The organism is Collinsella sp. AF23-4AC (genome assembly GCF_003462685.1).
Lineage (GTDB): Bacteria > Actinomycetota > Coriobacteriia > Coriobacteriales > Coriobacteriaceae > Collinsella.
In genome coordinates this window covers 33,242-55,711 of the sequence record NZ_QRVE01000009.1, presented here as the reverse complement: position 1 = coordinate 55,711, position 22,470 = coordinate 33,242, and the positions used below count along the sequence as shown (strand labels likewise).

The 22,470-nt window shown below is 60.8% G+C and carries 20 protein-coding genes; 9 read left to right on the top strand and 11 right to left on the bottom strand.

What is annotated here, in order from left to right; translation table 11 throughout:
* Positions 1 to 337 precede the first annotated feature (337 nt).
* Both DWY05_RS06310 and DWY05_RS06305 read right to left on the bottom strand, forming a co-directional pair.
* Positions 338 to 1,417 (bottom strand): 6-phosphofructokinase, encoded by a 1,080-nt coding sequence (locus DWY05_RS06310; RefSeq protein ID WP_117821054.1) that lies wholly within the window; start codon positions 1,415 to 1,417, stop codon positions 338 to 340.
* Positions 1,418 to 1,556: 139 nt separating this feature from the next.
* Positions 1,557 to 2,642: a carcinine hydrolase/isopenicillin-N N-acyltransferase family protein gene (locus tag DWY05_RS06305; RefSeq protein WP_117821055.1), complete on the bottom strand. Its 1,086-nt coding sequence runs from the start codon at positions 2,640 to 2,642 to the stop codon at positions 1,557 to 1,559.
* Positions 2,643 to 2,803: 161 nt separating this feature from the next.
* On the opposite strand from DWY05_RS06305, the gene DWY05_RS06300 reads away from it, so the two are divergent.
* The gene (locus tag DWY05_RS06300) at positions 2,804 to 4,189 is read left to right on the top strand and encodes a M18 family aminopeptidase (RefSeq protein WP_233504037.1); all 1,386 of its coding nucleotides are present in this window, start codon (positions 2,804 to 2,806) and stop codon (positions 4,187 to 4,189) included.
* Between the two features lie 254 nt (positions 4,190 to 4,443).
* On the opposite strand, the gene DWY05_RS06295 is transcribed toward DWY05_RS06300, so the two are convergent.
* The 3 genes from DWY05_RS06295 to DWY05_RS06285 all read right to left on the bottom strand — a co-directional run bounded on the left by DWY05_RS06295 (position 4,444) and on the right by DWY05_RS06285 (position 7,228).
* Entirely contained in the window at positions 4,444 to 5,379 is a 936-nt protein-coding gene (locus tag DWY05_RS06295; RefSeq protein ID WP_117821056.1) for a D-2-hydroxyacid dehydrogenase, read from the bottom strand.
* A gap of 129 nt (positions 5,380 to 5,508) precedes the next feature.
* Positions 5,509 to 6,396, bottom strand: a complete 888-nt coding sequence (gene map / locus DWY05_RS06290) for a type I methionyl aminopeptidase (protein ID WP_117821057.1) — start codon at positions 6,394 to 6,396, stop codon at positions 5,509 to 5,511.
* A 55-nt stretch (positions 6,397 to 6,451) separates the two neighbouring features.
* A complete protein-coding gene (locus tag DWY05_RS06285) occupies positions 6,452 to 7,228 on the bottom strand; it encodes a radical SAM protein (protein WP_117821058.1) in 777 nt (258 codons plus the stop codon).
* A gap of 225 nt (positions 7,229 to 7,453) precedes the next feature.
* Between DWY05_RS06285 and DWY05_RS06280 the strand changes: the two genes are divergently transcribed.
* The 3 genes from DWY05_RS06280 (at position 7,454) to DWY05_RS06270 (ending at position 10,723) form a co-directional block, all read left to right on the top strand.
* Positions 7,454 to 8,251: an alpha/beta fold hydrolase gene (locus DWY05_RS06280; RefSeq protein ID WP_117821059.1), complete on the top strand. Its 798-nt coding sequence runs from the start codon at positions 7,454 to 7,456 to the stop codon at positions 8,249 to 8,251.
* A 211-nt stretch (positions 8,252 to 8,462) separates the two neighbouring features.
* Positions 8,463 to 10,343, top strand: coding sequence for a diguanylate cyclase (locus DWY05_RS06275; RefSeq protein WP_117821060.1), 1,881 nt, complete (start codon positions 8,463 to 8,465; stop codon positions 10,341 to 10,343).
* Positions 10,344 to 10,366: 23 nt separating this feature from the next.
* Positions 10,367 to 10,723, top strand: a complete 357-nt coding sequence (locus DWY05_RS06270) for an Hpt domain-containing protein (protein WP_117821061.1) — start codon at positions 10,367 to 10,369, stop codon at positions 10,721 to 10,723.
* A 103-nt stretch (positions 10,724 to 10,826) separates the two neighbouring features.
* Here DWY05_RS06270 and DWY05_RS06265 read toward each other — a convergent pair whose 3' ends face one another.
* From DWY05_RS06265 to DWY05_RS06245, 5 genes are all read right to left on the bottom strand, one after another.
* Positions 10,827 to 11,636: a gamma-glutamyl-gamma-aminobutyrate hydrolase family protein gene (locus tag DWY05_RS06265; protein ID WP_117821062.1), complete on the bottom strand. Its 810-nt coding sequence runs from the start codon at positions 11,634 to 11,636 to the stop codon at positions 10,827 to 10,829.
* A gap of 51 nt (positions 11,637 to 11,687) precedes the next feature.
* A complete protein-coding gene (locus DWY05_RS06260; RefSeq protein ID WP_006234892.1) occupies positions 11,688 to 12,452 on the bottom strand; it encodes an amino acid ABC transporter ATP-binding protein in 765 nt (254 codons plus the stop codon).
* A gap of 36 nt (positions 12,453 to 12,488) precedes the next feature.
* Positions 12,489 to 13,322, bottom strand: a complete 834-nt coding sequence (locus DWY05_RS06255) for an amino acid ABC transporter permease (protein ID WP_117821063.1) — start codon at positions 13,320 to 13,322, stop codon at positions 12,489 to 12,491.
* Positions 13,319 to 13,978, bottom strand: a complete 660-nt coding sequence (locus DWY05_RS06250; protein ID WP_022094657.1) for an amino acid ABC transporter permease — start codon at positions 13,976 to 13,978, stop codon at positions 13,319 to 13,321. The genes DWY05_RS06255 and DWY05_RS06250 overlap by 4 nt, the downstream gene beginning before the upstream one ends.
* A 138-nt stretch (positions 13,979 to 14,116) precedes the next feature.
* Positions 14,117 to 15,112, bottom strand: a complete 996-nt coding sequence (locus tag DWY05_RS06245; RefSeq protein WP_117821064.1) for a glutamate ABC transporter substrate-binding protein — start codon at positions 15,110 to 15,112, stop codon at positions 14,117 to 14,119.
* Positions 15,113 to 15,381: 269 nt separating this feature from the next.
* Here DWY05_RS06245 and DWY05_RS06240 point away from each other — a divergent pair, with 269 nt between their 5' ends.
* Entirely contained in the window at positions 15,382 to 16,584 is a 1,203-nt protein-coding gene (locus DWY05_RS06240) for an iron-containing alcohol dehydrogenase (protein WP_117821065.1), read from the top strand.
* Positions 16,585 to 16,873: 289 nt separating this feature from the next.
* On the opposite strand, the gene DWY05_RS06235 is transcribed toward DWY05_RS06240, so the two are convergent.
* The gene (locus DWY05_RS06235; RefSeq protein ID WP_117821066.1) at positions 16,874 to 18,655 is read right to left on the bottom strand and encodes a 1-deoxy-D-xylulose-5-phosphate synthase; all 1,782 of its coding nucleotides are present in this window, start codon (positions 18,653 to 18,655) and stop codon (positions 16,874 to 16,876) included.
* Positions 18,656 to 18,883: 228 nt separating this feature from the next.
* On the opposite strand from DWY05_RS06235, the gene DWY05_RS06230 reads away from it, so the two are divergent.
* The 4 genes from DWY05_RS06230 (at position 18,884) to DWY05_RS06215 (ending at position 22,449) form a co-directional block, all read left to right on the top strand.
* Positions 18,884 to 19,420 (top strand): HD domain-containing protein, encoded by a 537-nt coding sequence (locus DWY05_RS06230; RefSeq protein ID WP_117821067.1) that lies wholly within the window; start codon positions 18,884 to 18,886, stop codon positions 19,418 to 19,420.
* Positions 19,421 to 19,423: 3 nt separating this feature from the next.
* Complete coding sequence (locus DWY05_RS06225) at positions 19,424 to 20,443, top strand: putative ABC transporter permease (RefSeq protein ID WP_233504038.1); 1,020 nt, start codon at positions 19,424 to 19,426, stop codon at positions 20,441 to 20,443.
* 198 nt (positions 20,444 to 20,641) lie between these two features.
* The gene (locus DWY05_RS06220) at positions 20,642 to 21,919 is read left to right on the top strand and encodes an ammonium transporter (protein WP_117821068.1); all 1,278 of its coding nucleotides are present in this window, start codon (positions 20,642 to 20,644) and stop codon (positions 21,917 to 21,919) included.
* Positions 21,920 to 22,110: 191 nt separating this feature from the next.
* The gene (locus tag DWY05_RS06215; RefSeq protein ID WP_117734256.1) at positions 22,111 to 22,449 is read left to right on the top strand and encodes a P-II family nitrogen regulator; all 339 of its coding nucleotides are present in this window, start codon (positions 22,111 to 22,113) and stop codon (positions 22,447 to 22,449) included.
* The last annotated feature ends 21 nt before the right edge of the window (positions 22,450 to 22,470 follow it).

Sequence of the window (22,470 nt, the reverse complement as noted above, 5' to 3'; positions counted from 1 at the left end):
CCTAACGACCAGCCATTTCAGGACAAATGTCAGTGCAAGTAGCGGCCAAGAGCCCCACTCAGTAAGTTGCGGTGGAATAATTCCTAGATTCAGCCATTTGCAAGCTAAGCAGGAACTATTTCACCGCAACTTAATTTCAGCCCACACACTTGTAGCAAGAAGACGAATAGCCTCGGCTTCCCTAGTTACCGCAGGAGGCCCCAGGGCTTACCTCCCAAATCTTTCCGCAGGACGGAAGGATCCCGCCGCGCGAAGCGCACGGCGGGATCCTGACATGTCCGAGGACGATTTGGGAGGTAAGCCCTGGGGTCTCTGATGAGAGCAGTTTCGGCCGAGGCTATTCGTCGCCGAAACTGATGCCCAGCGCCTTGGCCTCGCGCACCAGATCGCTCTGGGGGTCGACATACTTGAGCTTGCCGGCGACATCCTCGAGCGGCATGTGGCACATCTTGCCGTCGCGCAGGGCAATCATGTAGCCGAACTCGCCGCGCAGACAGCCGAGAGCCGCCTCGACGCCGCACTGGGTTGCAAAGATGCGGTCCTGGGCATCGGGCTGGCCACCGCGCTGCGTGTGGCCGGGGATGGCGACGCGGGTCTCGCGACCAGTCTTGGCCTCGATCTCCTTGGCGATGTCGTAGACAATCGACGGGCTCGTGCGCTCGGCGAGTTTCTTCTTGTACTCCTTCTTGGACAGCGCCGCGTCCTCCTTGGAGATAGCGCCCTCGGCGACGGCCACGATGGTAAAGCGGCTGCCGGTCTCCATGCGATGCTCGATGGTCTTGATGACCTGGTCCATGTCGTAGGGGATCTCGGGGATCAAGATGACATCCGCGCCGCCCGCGACGCCGGCATACAGCGGGATCCAGCCAACCTTGTGGCCCATGATCTCGATAACGAACACGCGGCCGTGACTCGAGGCGGTGGTGTGGATGTCATCGATGCACTTGGTGGCGACGTCGATGGCGCTCGTAAAGCCAAACGTCAGCTCGGTGCCCCAGGTGTCGTTATCGATGGTCTTGGGCAGGGCGATAACGTTGAGGCCCTCTTCGCGCAGACGGTTGGCGGTCTTGGTGGAGCCGTTGCCGCCCAGCATAAACAGGCAGTCGAGCTGCAGCTTGTGATAGGTGTGGACCATCGCCGGCACCTTCTCGACACCATCGGCCTCGGGGGTGTCCAGACGCTTGAACGGCGTGCGGCTCGTGCCCAGGATGGTGCCGCCGCGGGTGAGGATACCGCTAAAATCGGCGGGCGTCATGACGCGGAACCTGCTGTAGATAAGGCCCTGGTAGCCGTCCTCAAAGCCATAGATCTCGATAGGTTCTTCGCTATTGGTCATAAGCGTTTTGACGATGCCGCGCATGGTGGCGTTGAGCGCCTGACAGTCGCCGCCACTGGTAAGAAGACCGATCCTGAGCATGATGAATCCTTCCGGGCAAGTTATAACATGCGCATAAGTTTACCCCCGCACACTGTTGATACGGGGGTAAAACGTGTTAGCTCAAGCGTATGGAAATGTAAGCAACGCCAGGGAACGTAAGGTCGACGGGCCTGGCTCCTTACAGTGCGAAGGCATCGGCGTTGCCCCAGTGGCGGCGCAGCGTGATGGCGGCAGCGGGCTCGGTATTGTCAAAGACGACCGACCATTGCGTATTGCTGGTGATGTCTTTCGGATTGGGCTCTTGGGCTGCGGCGCGAAGGGCCTTCCAAGCGACTGCCTCGTCTTGGGCGCCGACATGGGCGTCAAGGACATCGGCGATTGCGACGGCGCGCTCTTTACCATGGCCCAGCTCGCCATTCTTTTGGTTGGGCAGCACTTCGTCGCCATAACAGGCGTAGAAGTTTGTAACCTGGCGTACAGGAGTCGCTTTGAAAGCGCGGTCCGGATCGCGCGGATCCCACTCTACTACGCGCGCGTCACCGGCGGCGTCGTTGATAAAGAAGTGGTAATCGCGTCCTGCCATGGCGTGCATGTCGTAGGCAGAAAGCAGGTCGACGGCCTCTTGCGTGGTGGTGGCACGGTCGAGCACCAGACGGATGGCGAGCGAGGTATTGATGACGGGGCGTTGCGTGTCCTGGTCACAGGGCTTGGAATCCAGGGTGAGTACGGCAATGGACACGCCGCATTCGTTAACACCATCGAGCTGGGCAAACGGGCCCATGAGTGCGGCGGCGCGTCCGCCGACGGAGTCAAGCGGAGTGTTATCGCCCAGGTTGTTAAGGGCGGCAAACCCGATGGAGGCATAGCCGCCGCGTGGGTGATTACGCACCAGCAGCGCCGAGGTGTCGTCCTTAAAGTCGTAATTGCGACCGGTGCGCACGCGGCATTCGGCATCTACGGCGACAAAAGCGCTGCAGGCAAACTGGGGCGCCTGGACATGTACCGGCACACCGGGCAGCACCTGCGCCACCACGGCATCGATGTAGGCCTGGTCGTCGCGCACGCCAGCGGCGATGATGCGATCAAGATCGTAGTCGTAGGCGATGTCGATTGCGTACAGGTCATAGCTATCCGCGTAGCCGGTCAAGCGTTTGAGCGAAGCGGCGGACTTGATTTGCTTGCGGTAAACGATGCCGGCGGCAGCGGCAAGGCCGACGGCGACTCCCGCGACACCGCAGGCGATGGCAATGTTACGTGGCTTCATGACGGCTCCTTTCGTCCTGTTAGCGTAATTGTCGCAAAAGGAGTGCGGGCATGATGGCTCAACTTGGCGAGCGGCGCGGGATTAAACATGGAATGAAAGGCACGGCACTGGCGCGGCGGGGTATGCTGGAGGGGACCATCAACCCAGCGAAAGGGGAGAGCATGACGGATCAGGAAACGCCCGAGCGCGCGCATGTGACGGCCGACGATATCGAGGCCGCCAACGATCTTATCGACTTTATCGAGGCGTGCCCCAGCATGTTCCATACGGCGGCGACTATTATGGCCGAGCTCGACGAGGCGGGCTTTACCTATCTGCCCGAGAACGCGGCGTGGGACATCGAGCCGGGCGGGCGTTATTACACGCAGCGCAACACCTCGAGTGTTGTTGCCTTTAAGGTGGGCGAGGACCTGGCCGCGACGTGGGGCGAGGACGGTGTTGCCGGTGACTATCATTTTCAGCTCACGGCGTCGCACAGCGATTCGCCGACGTTTAAGGTCAAGGCCGTGCCCGAACTCGACGGCGCGGGCGAGACGCTGCGCCTGAACACCGAGGCATACGGCGGCATGATCGACTACACCTGGTTCGATCGCCCGCTGGCGCTCGCGGGCCGCGTGTTGGTGCGCGAGGGCGACCGTATTGAGAGCCGCCTGCTCGCCACCGAGCGCGAGGTCGCTATCATCCCGAGCCTTGCCATCCATATGAATCGTGGCGTTAATGAGGGCTTTGCTCCCAATCGCGCCGTCGACCTGTGCCCGCTCATCAGCGCTGGTGACCTTAAGCAGGGCGACTTTGACGCCCTGATCGCCGACGAGCTGGATGTTGAGCCCGAGCAGATTCTGGGCCGCGATTTGTTCCTGGTCAACCGCCAGGATGCGCGCATTTGGGGCTGGGCCGACGAGTTTATCTCGACGCCCAAGCTCGACGACCTGGCCTGCGCCTACACCTCGCTGCAGGCATTTTTGGGTGCTGAGAACGCGCACGACGTTTCGGTCTTCTGCTGCTTTGATAACGAGGAGGTTGGCTCCGAGACCAAGCAGGGTGCTATGTCGACGTTCTTGGCCGATGCGCTACGCCGCATTAACGGCTCGCTGGGCTTTGACGACGAATCGTACCACCGCGCACTTGCCGCCTCGATGCTCGTGAGCTGCGACAACGCGCATGCCGTGCACCCCAACCACGCCGAGAAGTGCGACGCCCGCAATCAGGTTGTGCTCAACGGCGGCATCGTCATCAAGGAGGCCGCCAACCAGCACTACTGCACCGATGCCTTTAGCCGCGCGGTGTTCCAGGCTATTTGCGATGACGCCGACGTGCCCACGCAGGCCTTCGCCAACAAGAGCGATATGGCGGGTGGCTCCACGCTCGGCAATCTGTCCAATATGCAGGCGAGTATGCACGCCGTGGACGTGGGCCTGCCGCAGCTGGCCATGCACTCGAGCTACGAGACCGGCGGCGTGCGCGACGTGATGTACGCCATCCGCGCCCTCACCGCCTTCTACGAGCGTGACCTAACCATCAACGGAGCCGAAAGCGTGGAACTCTAAAACCTACCAAAAAGGGACAGGTTTATTTTGGCAGGTTTTATCTGGGCAAATGCCGCAATGCCAACAGCTGGACGGAATTGTTAAGACACCGCTGGTCGGGCAAACGTCAGCGAGCGACGTCCAGAGCGAACAAGTTGGCATGAAAAAGGCGAGGCATTGACCTTCTGGTCATGCCTCGCCTTTTGAATGACAAATTGTCGTTCTGGACGTCGCGCAGCGTCGGCCGGTCCGCCGTTCGTAAGAACGGCGGAACCCTAATGTTCGATCCAGCAGCGAAGCGTCTCGCCGGCCTGCAGATGACGCAGATTCTCCGCGGCGATGTCGACCACGTTGTTGAGCGTGGCCTCTAGGTGGAACCAGCCCGAGATATGCGGCGTGATGAGTATGTTGGGCGCATCCCACAGGGGGCTTGTCTCAGGTAGCGGCTCGGGGTCGGTGACGTCGACCGCGGCGCCGGCAAGATGTCCTGACTCCAGGGCGGCAACTAAGTCGTCGGCAACCACAAGATCGCCGCGGCCCCCGTTGGCAAAGAAGGCGCCCGGCTTCATTGCGGCGAAGAACTCGGCGTCCGCCAGGCCGCGAGTCTCGGGTGTGCTGGGCATAAAGGATGCGACGATGTCGGCCTCGGCTAGGCGCTCGGACAGGGCATCCATGCTGTCCATGTCCTCAAACACGATGGGGTAGACGAGCGGATGGCGCTTGATGCCGCGGACGTGCGCGCCCATACTGCGGCAGAGCGTGGCAAAGTGGCCGCCGATATCGCCCGCGCCCAGCACCAGCACGTTGGCGTTTTTGAGCGAGGTGACCGGACCTAAATCCTCCCAGCGATGCTCGCGCTGCAAGTCGTGATAGCCGGGCAGGCGCTTCATCATAGACAGCACCATAGCAAACATGTGCTCGCTCACGGCCTGGCCGTAGGCGCCCACCGAGCAAGACAGTTTGGCGTCGACCGGCACAGTGCCGGCGGCAAGGTAGTCGTCATAGCCGGCGGTCTGCAATTGCAGCAGCTGGAGATGCTCGCATGCCGTGAGCATGTCAGGGTCGATGTTGCCCAAGATCACGTCGGCATCGGCGACCTGCTCGCGCGTGATGGCGTCGGCGCTCGTGTAGATAAAGTCCTCGCCCGGAGCGCTCGACTCGAGGATCGCGCGATGACGGTCGTTGACGGGCAACAAAACCAGGATGTTCACAAGCAGTCCTCTTCGCTCGACCTGCCAAAAAGGGACAGGTTTATTTTGGTAGGTTTTATCAGGCAAAACGTTCAAAAAAAACGCCGGATGCAAGACGAGCGTGCCCGTCAGCATCCGGCGCATCCACAGCTACCAGCTCAGCAGCTCGTAACCATCCTCGGTCACCACGAGCTGTACCTCGCACTGGGCCGAATCGCTGCCGTCCTTGGTGCGCACGCACCAACCGTCGCCCTTGCTAATCTTAATGTCGGGCGCTCCGGCATTGACCATGGGCTCGATGGTAAAGACCATGCCCGGAGCCATGATGGTGTCCACATCGGGTGCCTCGGTGGTAAAGCCCACAAACGGGTCCTCGTGGAACTCCTTACCGATGCCATGTCCGCCGTACTCGCGCACCACGCTAAAGCCGGCGTCCTCGACCGTCTTTTGCACGGCCTCGGCCATAACGGACAGCGGCAGCCATGGCTTGACGGCTGCCAAGCCCGCCTCCACGCTGGCGCGGGTGACGTCGACCAGGCGCTGGCGCTCGGCCGAGACCTCGCCGATGCAGAACATACGGCTCGAGTCGCTAAAGTAGCCGTCCAAAATCGTGGAGCAGTCCACGTTGATAATATCGCCCTCGTGCAGCACATCTGTATCACAGGGGATGCCGTGACAGACCACGTCATTGATCGAGGTGCACACGCTCTTGGGGTAGCCCTCGTAGTTGAGGTCGGCCGGCGTGCCACCGTGCTCGACGGTGTAGTCGTAGATCATCTGGTCGATCTGGTTGGTGGTCATGCCCGCGGCGATGTGTTCGCCTACGTAATCGAGCACGCCCACGTTGATAGCGGCCGAGCGCTTGATGCCTTCGATATCGGCGGGCGTCTTGTAGAGCGTGCGGGGCAGGACCTCCCAGCCCTCTTCCCACAGGCGCTCAAGGCGCTCATCGAAGGCGCTATGGCATTTCTTATATTTTTTGCCGCTGCCGCACCAGCAAGCGTCGTTGCGGCCAGGTACGGGTTCTTTGTCATACATGGCTAACTTCCTTTCATTCGCAGCTAGTATAGCCCACTCACAGGGCAGCTGCGCGCTAGTAGCTCACCTGGCAGGGGATGCCGAGGGCGCGTACGCGCGCGGCAATGGCGTCGAGCACCTCGGGCGCCGCTTTGGCAAGGCCAGCGATCGGTGTCTCGCGCGCCACCGTGTAAATGGTCGCTTCTTGTGGGCGAATGCGCTCAAGCGCCGCGAGCCAGGGGGCAACGTACTCCTCGCCGGTGTTGTCGATGAGCTTACCCTGATACTCGCCGGTCAAAAAGATTGTCTGGATAATAACGTGACCGTCAAAGCTTGCGAACGTCTCAATCTGGTGCTCGACGTCGTAGGGGCCAACAGGCTGGTCGAGCAGCTGGATAAACGCCGGGTCGACGGTATCGAGCTTAAGAATGTTGTCGTCGACCATCATGAGCGCGTCGTGCACCTCGGGGCGATCGGCGCGCGTACCGTTGGAGAGTACGGCGATCTTGGAGTTTGGGGCAAGCTCGTTGCGCAGCGCCACGGCGCCGGCGATGGCCTGAGGAAACTCCGGTGCGGCGGTGGGCTCGCCGTTGCCTGCGAAGGTGATCACATCGGGGAGCTCGCCCTCGGCTGCCATCTCGCGCAGCTTTGCCTCGAGCGCGTCGAGTACCACGGCAGCCGTGTTGTACGGCTCATGGCAGGGGCGTTCGGCGTTGAGGCCGTTTTCGCAGTAAATGCAGTCGAACGTGCAGATTTTGCCGCTGGCCGGCATCATGTTGACGCCGAGCGAGAGACCAAGGCGACGGCTGCGAACGGGCCCAAAGATGGGGCTTGCATTCAAAAACGTAGACATAGGCATATGCTCCTCAAGACAATTGTGCCTAAGCATAGCATCGGCTCCAAAGCAAGGTGCGGGCTCTTGCTTTACAAGTTTCGTTTTTTCACGTCGCTCATTATGCCGTGCCATGAAAAGCCTCGGGTCGGGTAAAGTTAATCTGTTAACAAGGCGTAAGGCAATACGGGTCCATCCAACCGCACTGACGTGCAACCGGATGAGCGTTGATGATGGGGGCACAACATGGATTTTACGGTCGAGAATGCGGGCACCACGATTGCCTGTCGCGAATATGCCGGCCCAGATGTGTCGCCTGATACTCCTGCCTTGGTGTGCGTGCACGGCGCTTGTGTCGACGGCACATTTTTCGACGGTATCGCTTGTGAGCTCAGCCGCAACTACCGCGTAATTGCCTACGACCGCCGCGGCTGCGGTGGCAGCAGCGATGCGGCAGACGGCAGCTATGATCTTGCCGCTCAGGCCGCCGACCTGCAAGCCGTGATCGAACACGTTGGCGCTCCGGCAAATGTGCTTGCGCACAGCGCCGGTACGTTGGTGGCGCTGGAGCTTCTTCGCACCGAACCCCATCTCGTCGCCCGTGCGATTCTGCATGAGCCGGCTGTGTCGGCCGAAGGTGTCGGCATGGGTGCAGCTCCGGTTTTGCTCGATATGATTGCGGCTGGAAAGGTTTCAAGGGCGCTCCGGCTTTTCTTGGGAGCCCTCGGCGACTTGGACCCCGAGGCTCCTGGGACGACCGAAGTGGAAGTCAAACATGCCCTGCGCAATGGTCGTTGCTTTATGGCCAATGAATACGGAACAAATATGACATATGCTCCCGACTGGGAGCGCGCCCGCGCATCGAAGTCCGTTGCTGCTGTGCTTCTCGGCGAGCTTTCGCTCGGTACGCCCCGCGAGGCTGGCACGCGAGCGGCTGCCGAATATCTCGATTGCCCCCTTGTGACGATTCCGGGCGCGCATAACGGTCTGCGCGATCGCCCCGTTACGGCGGCAAACGCCGTTCGCGATGTCTTGGAGCGTTAGCACGCTCGATGACCTGCGGGGAGAGGGGCTGCTGGCGTTTCGTCATTGTTAACGAATGCGCCCATAACCGCGCACCCGCGGCTCCATTACCGCCGTTTGCCAGGTCATAAAAATGTAACGATAAACGCGCGTTTGCCTTCAGCTGTTAGATGTTACCCTTGTACCAATTGATATGCACCGTTGCCGTGCGTAACGATAGAAAGGGCTCCATATGCTCAATAATCACGAGGTCAATCTAACCGACGAGGAGGCTGCCGCCGAGGTCGCCCGCGTCGCGAAGACCTACCCCGTGGTGCGTTTGCTGTCGGCCGATCAGATTAAGAGCGAGCCTAACTGCCTGCTCGCCGGCAATCGGTGCCCTTGTCTGCGTCAGTCAAGTCTTGAGGCCTTGGCAGGTTCCGATGATGTATCGGAGCAGCTGCTCAATGATGGTACCGAGTACCGCGCTCGCCTGCGCCCTCTGAAGGTCGAGGGCGAGCCTCACGTCCTGCTGATGGTGCGTCCGATCGATGAGCAAGAGGCTGCAGAAGAGGACCTTGTCTACACCGACGTGCTGACGAGTGTGCGCAATCGCCGATATTACGAGGAAAAGCTCCGTAGTGCCCGCATGAATGCCGGCGTTGCGGTGATCGACCTTGATGATTTTAGGGTCTTCAACGATACGTGTGGCCGCCATGCCGGCGACCTTGCGCTCGGTGCTGTGGCGACAGCCATACGCAGCGGAATTCGTTCGACTGACGAGCTTGTACGCTATGGCTGCGACAAGTTTGTGGTCGTCATGCCCAATATTCCCTCCGATGACTTCACCCGTCGCCTGCACCAGGTGTCCGATGCCGTTCATGCCACGATTGTTCCGGGCCATGAGTACGTGAGCTTGACGGCATGTATTGGTGGCGTTCGCATTCATGGCGAGACGGTCGATGAGGGAGTTGGCCGCGCTGTCCAGTTATTGAGCCGCGCTAAGGCAAAAGCCGGTACGGTCGTGACCGATGCCGATTCCATCGAAGCCTTCCAAAGCGAAAAGCCTTTGGTGCTTATTGTCGATGACTCCGAGATGAACCGAGCCATTCTCAACGAGATGCTCAAGGATGAGTATTGCATCCTCGAGGCCGCCAACGGTCGTACGGCGCTCGATATGGTCGACCGCTATGGCGATGAGTTGTCGCTCGTGCTGCTGGATATTGTCATGCCGGGCATAAGCGGCTTTGAGGTGCTGGCCGATCTGTCGCGCCGATCGGGTATCGACAATCTGCCTTTCATCATGATTTCGAGCGAAGATTCCGATGATATGGTTCTGCGCGCGTACGAGCTGGGCGCCTCGGACTATATCAACCGCCCGTTTGACTCCCGTGTCGTGCGCCGCCGTGTAAGCAATACCATCCGCCTGTACGCCAAACAGCGCCGCCTGACGAGCCTGCTGTCCCAGCAGTACAACGAGCGCGTCAAGAACAGTCGCATGCTCATCGACATCATGGCTGGCGTCATGGAGCTTCGCAACGGCGAGAGCGGCAGGCACGTTACGAACATCGAGAAGCTGACCGAGCTGCTGCTTGGCTGTCTGGTCCAGCGTAGCGGCACGATCTTCCTCGACAATGAGGAACGCTCCACGATCGCCCTGGCTTCGGCGCTGCACGATATCGGCAAGATGTCGATTGACGATGCGATTCTCAACAAGCCCGGACGCCTTACGCCCGAGGAGTTCGAGATCATGAAGACGCATACCACGATCGGCGCCGATATGCTGCTTGAGCTGGGCCGCCATCACGTCGGCAATGCGCTTATGGAATATGCGTACCAGATTGCGCGTTGGCATCACGAGCGCTGGGATGGCAGGGGTTATCCCGATGGCCTTAAGGGCGACGAAATTCCCATTGCCGCACAGGTGGTCTCGGTGGCCGATGTGTACGATGCTCTGACGAGCGTGCGCGTGTACAAGGACGCTATCCCGCACAAGGAGGCGATCCAGATGATTCTGGACGGTAAGTGCGGCACCTTTAACCCGCTGTTGCTCGACTGCCTGCTCGAGGTGCAAGACCGTATTGCCGAGACGTTGGCACGCCCCGCCGATATCGCCGCGTTTCCCACGATTTAGTTTGACCAAAGGAGTTTTAATCCATGATTTCCATGCGTGAGGCGTATGAGAAGATCGGCGCTAATTATGATGACGCGTGCGCTCGACTGATGGGCGAGGAAATGCTTGCCCGCTTTGCCCTCAAGTTTTTGGATGACGAGAGCATGGACAAGCTGGAGGCCGCCATGGCGGCAGGAGACGCCAAGGGTGCGTTTATGGCAGCGCATACGCTCAAGGGCGTGAGCCAGAACCTGGGATTCGATAATCTGTACGAGCCGGCGGTTGTGGTGACCGAAGCACTGCGCGGCGCCGATGCCGTTGACGGCGCTCGCGAGGGAATGCATGCGTTGCAGCAGCAATATGCGGCTACGATGTCGGCCCTGCGCGAAGCGGCTGAATAAGAGCTTGCGAGCCTTGGTGTGTGCCTGCCGCGTATAGGCAAAAGGGCGCCCCGCCGGACCATGTGGCCGGCGGGGCGCCCTTATCTGTTGTGTGGCTCGCGAACTAGCGGGCCTGCTTAACCTTGGCTGCTGCCTCGACAAACGACTTCCACAGGTTAAAGTCGGTCTCGAGCGTCTTCCACGTGTACTCAGGGTGCCATTGTACGCCCAGACAGAAAGGTTGGCCTTCGACTTCGATGCACTCGGGAACGCCGTCGGTTGCCTTGGCGACCAAGCGCGTGCTTTTGCCCAGACGATCGACGCAGCAGTGGTGTGCGGAGTTGGTCTGGATCAGCCTGTGCCCGCCAACCGCGCGGTCGAGCAGCGAGCCCGGCACGACCTCGACGGGATGCACGGGGTCGTTGAGCACGTGGGTATGGCGCCACTGCGTGCGGCCCTCGCGAGCGCCCAGGCTCGGCACGTCCATGCACAGGGTGCCGCCAGTGGCGACATTGAGCAACTGCGTGCCGCGGCAGGTGGTAAAGAGCGGCTTTTTGGCACGGAGCACCTCGCCGACCAGCTTAAACTCAAAGCTATCGCGGATCTCGCAGCAGAGGGTGGGGTCGTAGGGTCGATCATCGCCCCAGCGCTTGGGGTTGACGTCCGGCCCGCCGGGAATGGCGATGCCGTCGGCGATATCGACGTAATGACGGATGACCTCAATGTCCTCGGTGATGGACATCTGCAGCGGCAGGCCGCCGGCGGCAAGGATGGCATCGACAAAGACGCTTGCGATTTCCTCGTTGGGGGAGAGGGTCTCGCTTAAAAACGGTTTTGCCTCTTCCCAACGCGGCGCTACCAGGATGAGTGGACGGTCGGCGGGGGCAACGTCGACGTGCGGGGTGTATGACGATGAAGTGCGAGTTCCGATCATAGGTGTAGCTTTCGAGTTTGGATGGGCATGGCGGGCGGGTGGGCGGTCTGGTTAGTGGCCCTTAATGGAGTTGAGGAAGTCCTGGGCGCGCTTGGTCTGGGGGTGGTCGAAGAACTCGTCGGGCGTGCCGGTTTCCACGATCTGGCCGTCGGCCATAAACACGACGCGGTCGGCCACGCGGCGGGCGAAGTTCATCTCGTGCGTGATGACGATCATCGTCATGCCCTGCTGGGCCAGACGGACCATGACCTCGAGCACCTCGTTGATCATTTCGGGATCGAGGGCGCTCGTGGGCTCGTCAAAAAGCATGGCCTTGGGTTGCATGGCGAGTGAACGGGCGATGGCCACACGCTGTTGCTGGCCGCCCGAGAGCTGTGCAGGCACCTTATCGGCCTGCTCGGCAACGCCCACGCGGCTCAGCAGGTCCATGGCGCGCTCGCGGGCCTCGTCCTTGGAGACACCCAGCACATCGACCGGTCCCAGCATGACGTTCTGCAGTACGGTCATATGTGCGAACAGGTTGAACTGCTGAAACACCATGCCCAGCTCGGCGCGCATGCGGGCAAGATCCTTGCCTTCCTGCGGTAGGGGCTCGCCCTCGATGAGGATCTCGCCCGAGTCGATGGTTTCCAAGCGGTTGATGGTGCGGCACATGGTCGACTTGCCCGAGCCCGAGGGTCCGATCACGACGACGACCTCGCCACGGTCGACCGAGAGATTGATATCGTTGAGGACGTGCAGATCTCCGTAGTGCTTATCGACGTGCCTGAGCTCGATCAGCGGCTGATTGCCGGTGGAAGAGGTGCTCTGTGCCATGGTGCTCGGCTCCTTATGACTAGAAATGGTAAAGCGTTAGCGGATGATGGTCGCGCCGGTCTTGTGCGAAACGTAGACAGCGGCCTTGTTGATCGCGACGTTGATGAGGATGTAGATGACCGCGATAACCAGGTAGACCGACACGAGGGCGTCGTAGTTGGTAATGAGCACGCGGGCGTTTTGCATGAGGTCGGGGTAGCTCACCACGTAGGCGACGGTGGTGTCTTTGACTACGACCACAAGCTGCGAAATCAACGACGGAATGATAAACCGAATAGCCTGCGGCAATACGATTTTAAAGGTGATTTTAGCCTTGGAGAGACCGAGCGCCTGGGCGGCTTCGACCTGGCCGCGCGGCACGGCGTTGACGCCGGCGCGGAAGATCTCGGCAAGTACGCCGGCCGCAGCGAGCGCGACGGGAAGCGTGAGCATCCAAAACGACGGCAGCGCGATCTTGTACTGGGGCAGCACCAAAAAGAAGAAGTAGATGAACAGCAGGCTCGGCACGCCGCGGAAGAAGTCGGTAAGCACGCGGCAGACCAGCTGCAGCGGCTTAATGTCGCTGGTACGGCCGAGCATAAGGGCTAAGCCCAGTACCAGCGCGATGGCGCCAGCGGTGAGTGCGACTTTAACGGTGCCCTCAAAGCCGGCAAGCAGGAACTTCCAGGTGGTGAGGTGCGTAAAGAAATACCAATAGTGAACCGAAAGCTGGCCGGTCGCATAAAAGCGCTGCAACACGAGGACGACGAGCGCGGCGACGGCAACAAGCGAGATAGCGGTGCCGATGCGAATCTTGGCGCGCATCTTGGGGCCGGGAGCCTCGTAGAGCGCATCGCGCATGGTGAGCGCGGAGGTGGAGTGCTTGCTCATCGGAGGATCCTCACCTTCTTATCGATGTAGTTGCCAATGTGGCTCACCACAAAGGCCGTGCCCAGGTAGCCGAGCGCCGAGATAAAGAACGCGGCGACGCCGCCGAGCGAGCGCGTGTTGATGTAGCTCACCACGCCGGTGAGCTCCTGCGGTTTAAGCGGCACCTGGCTGCCGAGCGCGGTGGTGAGCATGACGGCGATAAAGAGGTTGGTCATGGGCAGCACGCTCGAGCGCAGCGCCTGCGGTATCACGATCTTGGCGAGGATACGGCTGAAGCTCATGCCCAGCGAGCGGGCGGCTTCTACCTGACCGACGCCGACTGTGTTAATACCGCTCATAAAGTTCTCGGAGCCAAAGGCAGAACCCAAAAGGACCGTGGCGACGATAACGCAGGTGCGGTAGGGCAGGACAACCTTGAGCGGCGGCAGCGCGTAGACGACGATAATGAGCAGCGCGATGCCGGGGATGTTACGGAAGACCTGGACATACAGGTCGCCAAAGACGCGCAGCGGCTTGAGCGGCGACACGCGCATCACGGTGACGGCGACGGCCAGCACCATGGCGATGGCAAACGACTCAAGCGTCATGCCCCAGGTTGCTAGCAGCGCGTCGATATAGTTCTGGCCATAGAGCGACCAGAGCTCGGAGAGACTCATGCGGACCTCCCGCCGATAAGGAAAGGGGCTCCCGTGTGTACGGAAGCCCCGACAACTCAGTGAGGAAACAGTTTACCGCAATAAAGTGCATCATGCGTTTCCGTATGGTTTCGTTGCGGTCGTTACCAGGTTCGCTGCCTAGGCGCCGATCTCGGGCAGCTCGGGAACATTGGTGTCGCCCGTACGGTCACCGATGCAGATCTGCCACAGCTCAGTCCAGGTGCCGTCGTCCTCGATCTTCTTAAGGAAGTCGTTGACAAAGGCGACGCCGTCGGAATCGAGCGGCAGGCCGATGCCATAGGGCTCCTTGCTGCCGAAGGGCTTGCCGGCGATCTTGTACTTACCGGGCTCGCGGACCAGGGCGCTCTGCTGCATGTTGTTATCGATGACATAGGCGTCAACGCGACCCTGCTGGAGTGCCTGACGGGCCTCCTCGTCGGTCTTGAACTCCTGCTGGCTGGCCTTGGGAGCGAACTCCTCCAGGATGGCAGGGCCGTTGGAGCCGGACTGGACGGCGACGTTCTTGTCGGCCAGGTCATCGACGCTCTTGATGTCGTCGTTGTCGGCGAGCACCAGGATGGCCTGCTGGGTGTAGTAGTAGGGACCGGCAAAGGAGACGAGCTTCTTGCGCTCGTCGGTGATGGTGTAGGTGGCAAAGACGGCGTCGACCTGGCCGTTCTGCAGGACGGACTCGCGCGTGTCCGAGGTCACCTGAGTGATCTCGACCTTGTTCTCGCCCAGAATGTAGTTGGACAGGAGCTGTGCGATACCAGCGTCGAAGCCGCGGGTCTGACCGTCTTTCTCGTTGAGGAGGGAGAAGAGCGTGGAGGTCTGAACGCCACCGATCTTAAAGACGCCGGCGTCCTTGACGGCCGTGGCCCAGGTGCTGGCGGCGATGGCATCGTCATCGGCCTTGGGGCCGTTGTCGACAAGTTTGTCGAACGCCTTGGCATCGAGCGTAGCGGAAACCTCGGTATCCTCGGAGCCCTTGGAGGAGCCGGTGGCGGAACCCTTGTCGGCCTCGGCGCTGGTGTCGGAGCAGCCGGCAAGACCAAGGCCGGCGACGGTTGCGAAGGTGGCGGCAACGAAGCCGCGGCGGTCGAGAACGACCTGCTGGGAGAGGTTCTTGCTCATGGTAGAACACCTTTCTCAATAAAATCCCTAGCGGTTGAGTAGAGTTATACCCTATCCCGCTCAAATGGGTCAACACGAAATAACTCAGAAACATACTTGCCTTATGGGTAATTCTACCTACCAAAAAGGGACAGGTTTATTTTGGCAGGTTTTATCTGGGCAAACGTCAGTTATTGCAGCTGAAATAGCGTTTTGCAGACGGCATGATCGCTCGCAGCGGTCGCTATAATGGCGGCAACGCGACACATATATAAGTAAGGAGATCGCGTATGAACGGTTATTCGTTTTTTGCACCGACCAAGGTGCTGTTTGGCGCGGACAAGTTGGGCGAGCTGGGCGCGCAGAAGCTGCCCGGCACCAAAGCGCTCATCGTTACAACCGGCGGCAACTCGGTCAAGCGCTTTGGATACCTGAGACGCGTGGAGGCCGAGCTCGAACGCGCCGGCGTGGCGCATGAGCTGTTCGATCGCATTGAGCCCAATCCCCTGCGCGAGACCGTCAACGCAGGTGGCTGGATGGCGCGTGCCCATGGCTGCGACTTTGTCCTGGCGCTCGGCGGCGGCTCGGTCATGGACGGCAGCAAGGGCATCTGCGCGGTAGCGGCCAACCCGCATACCGATGCCGAGGGTAACGAATGCCCTGGTGACATCTGGGATTTTGTAAATGGCGGTACTGCGCTCGGCCTGCCGATCCCCAACGATCCGCTGCCGCTTGTTTGCGTAACCACCACGGCGGGTACCGGCTCCGAGGTCGATGCGGGCGGTGTCCTGTCCTGCGAGGACAATGACGAGAAGCTTCGCCTGGGCGATCCGCGCCTGTTCCCGGTGCTTTCGATCGTTGATCCCGAGCTCATGGTGAGCGTCCCGGCGCGTCTGACCGCCTATCAGGGATTCGACGCTCTGTTCCATTGCGTTGAGTGCTACATCTCAAATACCAACACGCCCATGGGTGACATGGTTTGCCGCGAAGGAATCCGTCGAGCCGCCGCGGCGCTGCCTACGTGCGTCAATAATGGCGATGACCTGGAGGCGCGCTCGAGCCTTGCGTTTGCCAACACGCTCGGCGGCTATGCCATGGATGCCTCGGGCACCACGGGCTCGCATGGCCTTGAGCACGGCATGAGTGCGCATCATCATGACCTGCCGCACGGCGCGGGCCTCATTATGATCGCCCGTGCTTATCACACGTGGATGATCGATCACGGTGCCGCACCCGAGCGCTATATCGACATGGCGCGCCTGATGGGCAATGCTACCGCCAGCGATCCGCACGATTTTGTGACTGAGCTAACGCGCCTGATGGAGGCCTGCCACGTGGCCGACCTCGCCATGAGCGAGTGGGGGATTACGGTCGAAGAGCTGCCTGCCATCGCACACAATGCCCTGACGACCAACGGCGTCCTGTTCAGTCACGACCCCGTGACGCTGACCGACCCCGACGTCGTCGAAATCCTCAAGCAAAGCTATCGATAATCGCCTTGCTGCTTTGTCTCGATCTGTAACATCTGCAGCCGTTTTTGCCGAGTAACTGTTACAGATCGAGATTTTCTCTTCAGGGGAATTCGAATGTCTCGATCTGTAACATCTGGACGGACAAAAGGTCTCTATCTGTTACAGATTGAGACAAAGGTCAGGGACTAAGACGTTTTGTCTAGATCTGTAACAGTTAGACGGGAATTCGAGCCCTAGATGTTACAGATTGAGATAATCGCGTCGCGAAAATAAAAACCTCCGCAGGGGTGCTTTCCTTGCGGAGGTTTTCTTACTCGTTGAGTAGTCTCGCGGCTTCGGCGGCCATGTTCTCGACCGTCATGCCGTTCTGAGCGAGCAGCTCGTTGGGGTCGTAGCGGTCGGGGAAGCCCTTGGCGATGCCAAAGGTGCGCGTGCGCAGCGGCGTGCAGGCCAGATAACATGCCACGCGCTCGCCCCAGCCACCGTCCAAGATGCCGTCCTCGAGGGTGACGACAACGCGATGCTCGGCGGCAAGGCTGTCGAGGAACTCACGGTCAAGCTCGGTTGCAAAGCGCGGGTTGACGAGCGTGGCCTCGATGCCGTACTCGGCAGCCAAGCGGTTTGCCACGCGCTCGCCCAGCTCAAAGAAATCGCCGAGCGCGAGCACGGCTACGTCGCGGCCCTGACGCACCACGTTGTAGCGAACGGCGCTGTAGTCGGTGTCCTCGGCGGGCGCCAAATCGGGGCGGCTAACCAGGCCAATGCCCGGTACGCGGATCGCCACGGGATGCTCGCGGTGGTCGAGCGACCAGCTCAGCATGGACAGATATTCCTCCATGCAGGCCGGCGCCAAGTAGTGCATGTTGGGAAGACCGCCCAGCATGGAAATATCAAAGAACGAGAGGTGCGTCTCGGACGTGGTGCCAAAGATCGACGCACCAAACACCAGGATGGTTGCGGGGGCGTCGTTGAGGCACAGGTCGTGCCACAGCTCGTCGTAGGCGCGCTGCAAAAACGTGCCGTACACACCAAAGACTGGCTTGGCGCCCGAGCGCGCAAGCGCGGTGGCAAAGGTTACGGCATGCTCCTCGGCAATGCCCACATCGACGAACTGTTTGTCGGCGGCAGCGCGAAGCTCGGGTGTAAAGCCCATGATGTAGGGCGTGGCGGCCGTGATGCCAACGACCTGCGGATCGCGCTCGATGGCGGCGCTGAGCGCCTCGCCCGTAATGTCGGCATAGGTGCGCGGCGCAGGCTCGCTCGGATGGCCCGGGCAGAGCTTGCGTCCAGTCGCCATGTCAAACGGACCCACGTGGTGCCAGCGTTCGGGGTCGCTCTGGGCTGGCTCAAAGCCCTTACCCTTGGCGGTGGAGACATGCAGCACGATGGGATGATCGATATTGCGCAGTTCCTGCAACGCATCGACGAGGGCCAACACATCGTTGCCGGCGTCCAGATAGCGGTAGTCGAGCCCCATCGCGCGGAAAACGTTGCGCTCACAGGCGCCGTTGCTGGCGCGCAGCTCGGCCAGATTGCGATAGAGGCCACCGTGGTTCTCGGCGATGGACTGGTCGTTGTCATTGACGATGATGATCAGGTTGCTATCGAGTTCGGCGGCATTGTTAAAGCCCTCAAACGCCAGGCCGCCCGAAAGCGAGCCGTCGCCAATGATGGTGATGACGTTGTACGCATCGCCTGCCAGGTCACGAGCGTGCGCCAGGCCGCAGCCCAGGCTCACAGACGTGGAGGTGTGGCCCATGGCGAACAGGTCGTGCTCGGACTCGTCGGGATTGGCAAAGCCAGAAGCCTCACCATAACGCTCCGGATCGATATAAGTGTACGCGCGCCCAGTCAGCGCCTTGTGGGCGTAGGTCTGGTGCGAAACATCAAAGACAATCTTGTCGATGGGGGAGTTAAACACGCGATGAAGCGCAACCGTGAGCTCAACGACGCCCAAGTTGGGGGCAACGTGCCCGCCGACGGCGGCGGAGCTTTCGAGGATTGCCTGACGGATCTCGCCGCAGAGCAGCGGAAGCTCGGCGCGGTCGAGAGCCTTGACGTCCTCGGGCGTTGTCGTTTGCGTAAGCAGCATCGTTGTGGGTTACTCCATGCGAATCGTGCGCCGGCACTCCCTCGGCCGGCACAATTGCACAAGACAGTCTCGCACATTTTGGCGTTTGATATGTGACGGCGGCGCGGTAATTCGCCAACTGGTGGGGCAAAACGTTTTGTCCGATGCCATACTGATGTGTTCCATGATGTTTTTATCGATTGTGCACAGGCCGTGGCTTGTCGCCGTGGGCCGCTGGAAGGAGGCAGCATGTCCGATGCCATTCGTGCCGAGAAAATCGCGCACGAGGTCGACTTTGCTGCCCGTCAGCTGGCCCAGGCGGGTCGCTTGGACTTGACGCGCGAGTTTATCCAGCATGGTGACGTGACGGTCTATGCACATGTGACTTCGGTAGCGCGGGCGAGCCTGTCCTTTGCCGAGCGCTTGGGCCGTGCTGGCATTTCGGTCGACCGTGCCTCGCTGCTGCGCGGAGCCTTGCTGCACGACTACTTTCTCTATGACTGGCACGACCCCGACCCGAGCCATCGACTGCACGGATTTCGGCATCCATTTTTTGCCCTGGCGCGTGCGGAGGAAGATTTTGAGCTGACGTCGCGCGAGCGGAATATTATCGTGCGCCATATGTTTCCGCTGGTGCCGGTGCCGCCGACGTGTCGTGAGGCATGGATTGTGTGCCTGGCAGATAAATGGTGTGCGCTGCGTGAGACGGTCGCCGGCCGCCTGCCGCGCAAGGACGAGGCAGACGATGGCATGAGTAAAGCATCGAGCGAAAAGAGGAGAGGGTAGACGGTGGGGACCGCGATCGACATGGCATTTGACGGCGCAACGCTTGCCGCCTGCCCACTCTCGGCACTGGTGCTCTCGTTTGCCTTTTACGGGTTTTGCGGCTGGGCATGGGAGTCGACAGTCTGCGCCATGCTCAACCACGGACGATTTGCCAACAGTGGCTTTTTGCTGGGGCCGTGCTGCCCCATCTATGGCGCGGGCGGCATTGCCTGCTGGCTGCTGTTGCGCGGGATTCCGGATGCCTCCAGCCAGTTTGTCGCTGCAGCGCTCGTATGCAGCGTGATTGAGTACAGCGTGGGCGTGCTGTTGGAAAAAACAACGGGCGCTCGCTTTTGGGATTACTCGCACTTGCCGTTTAACTTGCACGGACGCATCTGTCTGTACTGGGCCTGCGCGTTTGGCTTGGGTGCGCTGTGCATTTGCCGTTTAGTGGAGCCGGCATTGCTGGGCCTGCTCGGCCATCTGCCGGTGCTGATTGTGCGGCTGTCCGCCTTTATCGTCGCGGTCGCAATGATGATCGACGCGGCGTGCTCGTTGGCGAGCTGGCAGCGTCTGTCCGATCAGCTGGAGCGCGTCCGGGCCGACCTTGCGGACCGCATCAACGAGTCGCTTGCCGATGCGTCCGACTCTATGCTCGAACGTATTCCCGATTCGGCGATCGACTCGGTGGCGCAGACGCATATCCGCAGCCGTGCCGTTAACGCGTGGCTGGCGGAGCTGGGTGACGCGGCGCTCGATGCCCTGCGTGAGAAGGCTTCGATGCCGACGTTTATCTCGGACGGTGCCCGCGGTCTGGCGCTTGCCGCCCGCCGTGTGGCCGATGCCGCGCCGAGCGTGCCACGTCCGTCGCTCAGTCGCCGCCTTGCCGGCAAGCGCATGAGCCGTCCGGTGCCGAGCGTGTCACTCAGCCGTCGCGACCTGCGCTTCTTCAATGCCTTCCCGCGCTTGCGTATCAACCGCTATGAGGGCATCATCCGAGCTACCAATCTCCGCGACCGAGCCCGCGAACTGTTCCGGCGCTAGCCGGGACGGGTGCGTTCACGGCCCCCTTGCTCGCGTATTTCCCGTTCGTTTCGCGCCCGTTGCTGCGCCGTTTCCAAGATTGCGGCACCGTTTCCATTCGACAACGCAGCGTTTAACAACGCCGTATCTGGTCTACACCAGTTGCCCCTCGGCCGCATTATGGGCGCCGACAACGTTCATGCGACCAAGGGAGAGCGAATGTACGATACGGGATCGACAACGTTTATGCTCATCTGCACCATGCTCGTGTTTTTAATGACACCGGGTCTGGCGTTTTTCTATGGTGGCCTGTCCAGGCGCAAAAATGTCATCAACACCATGCTCATGTGCTTTGGCGCCATTGGCCTGGTAGGTGTGCTATGGATTGTTGCCGGCTGGTCGCTGGCCTACGGTGGCGACGGTTCCAGCCCGTTTATTGGCGGCTTTGACCAGCTTCTGTGCCTGCCGGTGCTCAACCAGGTGCTGCAGGCGGCCGAGGGCACCGCGTCGGACGGCGCCGTCTACCCGGAGATTATCAACATCGCCTTTCAGATGGCGTTTGCCATGATCACGGCTGCTATCGTCACGGGCAGCCTGGCAGGCCGCGTTAAGTTTGGTGCCATGACGGCCTTTCTGGGCATTTGGCTGCTCGTGGTCTATGCACCGCTCGCTCATATGGTCTGGGGCGGCGATGGCTCCTTTATCGGCGACATCATCGGCGCGCTCGACTTTGCCGGCGGCGACGTGGTGCACATTTCGTCTGGTCTTACCGGCCTGATCCTCTGCTTAATGCCCGGCCGTCGTCGCGGTTTTGGCATGGTGAGCTACCGTCCGCATAACGTCCCGTTTGTGGCGCTGGGAGCCGGCCTGCTTTGGTTTGGCTGGTTTGGCTTTAACGGCGGCAGCGAGTTTAAGGCCGATGCCGTGGCCGCGCTCGCCATCCTCAACACCGTGACGGCCAGCGCGGCGGGCATGGTTTCGTGGCTCGCCGTCGAGCGCGTGCACACCGGTCGCCCCACGCTGGTGGGCGCTAGCACCGGTCTGGTCGCGGGCCTCGTGGTGGTTACGCCGGGCGCGGGCTTTGTCGAGCCGTGGGCGGCGCTGGTCATGGGCCTGATCGTATCGCCCGTCTGCTACCTGGCTATCAGTCATCTCAAGACCAAGTTTGGCTACGATGACGCGCTCGACGCGTTTGGCTGCCACGGCATTGGCGGCATCTTGGGCGGCGTGCTTACGGGCCTGTTCTGCGTGCCGGAGCTTTCGTGGACCGGTAAGGGCGGTCTGTTCTACACGGGCGACGTGTCGCTGCTCATCTCGCAGATTTTGGGCATTGTGGTGACGGTCGCCATTGTGCTGGTGCTCGATTTGGTCATCGCCGCGGTAGTCAAGGCGCTGTTCCACGGCAGCCTGCGCGTGGACGAGGCCGACGAGGCGCTGGGCCTGGATGCGAGTCAGCACGGCGAGAGCGCCTACCCCTCTTTCTCCGGACTCGATTAACAGCTTCCCCAAGTACCGCACCTTGCCGTTCAATCGTCGCGCGGCTTTCCCAGGCACCCGACCTTGCCCCTCAAACCGTCGCTTGCGTACCGAAGTACGCGGCGCTCCTCTTTCGGGGCAATCTCGGGCACCTCGAAAACCCGCGTCATTGAATGGCAATTCATTTCTTTTATTGAGGAGAGGAATTCACTATGAAGAAGATTACGGCGATTGTTCGTGCTGAGAAGCTTGAGGTTCTCAAAGACGCGCTGTTTGCGGCTGATGTTCGCGGCATGACCATCAACCAGGTGCAGGGCTGCGGCGCTCAACATGGTTGGAAGGAATACGTGCGCGGCAATGAGCTGCTCGTCAACACGATCCCCAAGGTGCAGTTCACCCTCATCTGCGCCGATGAACATGTCGACGGCATTGTCGAGATTATCTGCAACGCTGCTCGCACCGGTGCCGTCGGCGACGGCAAGATTTGGGTCGAGCCGGTCGAGGAGGTCATCCGCATCCGTACCGGCGAACACGGCCCCGCCGCGGTGTAGAATCGACCGCCTACCATCCGC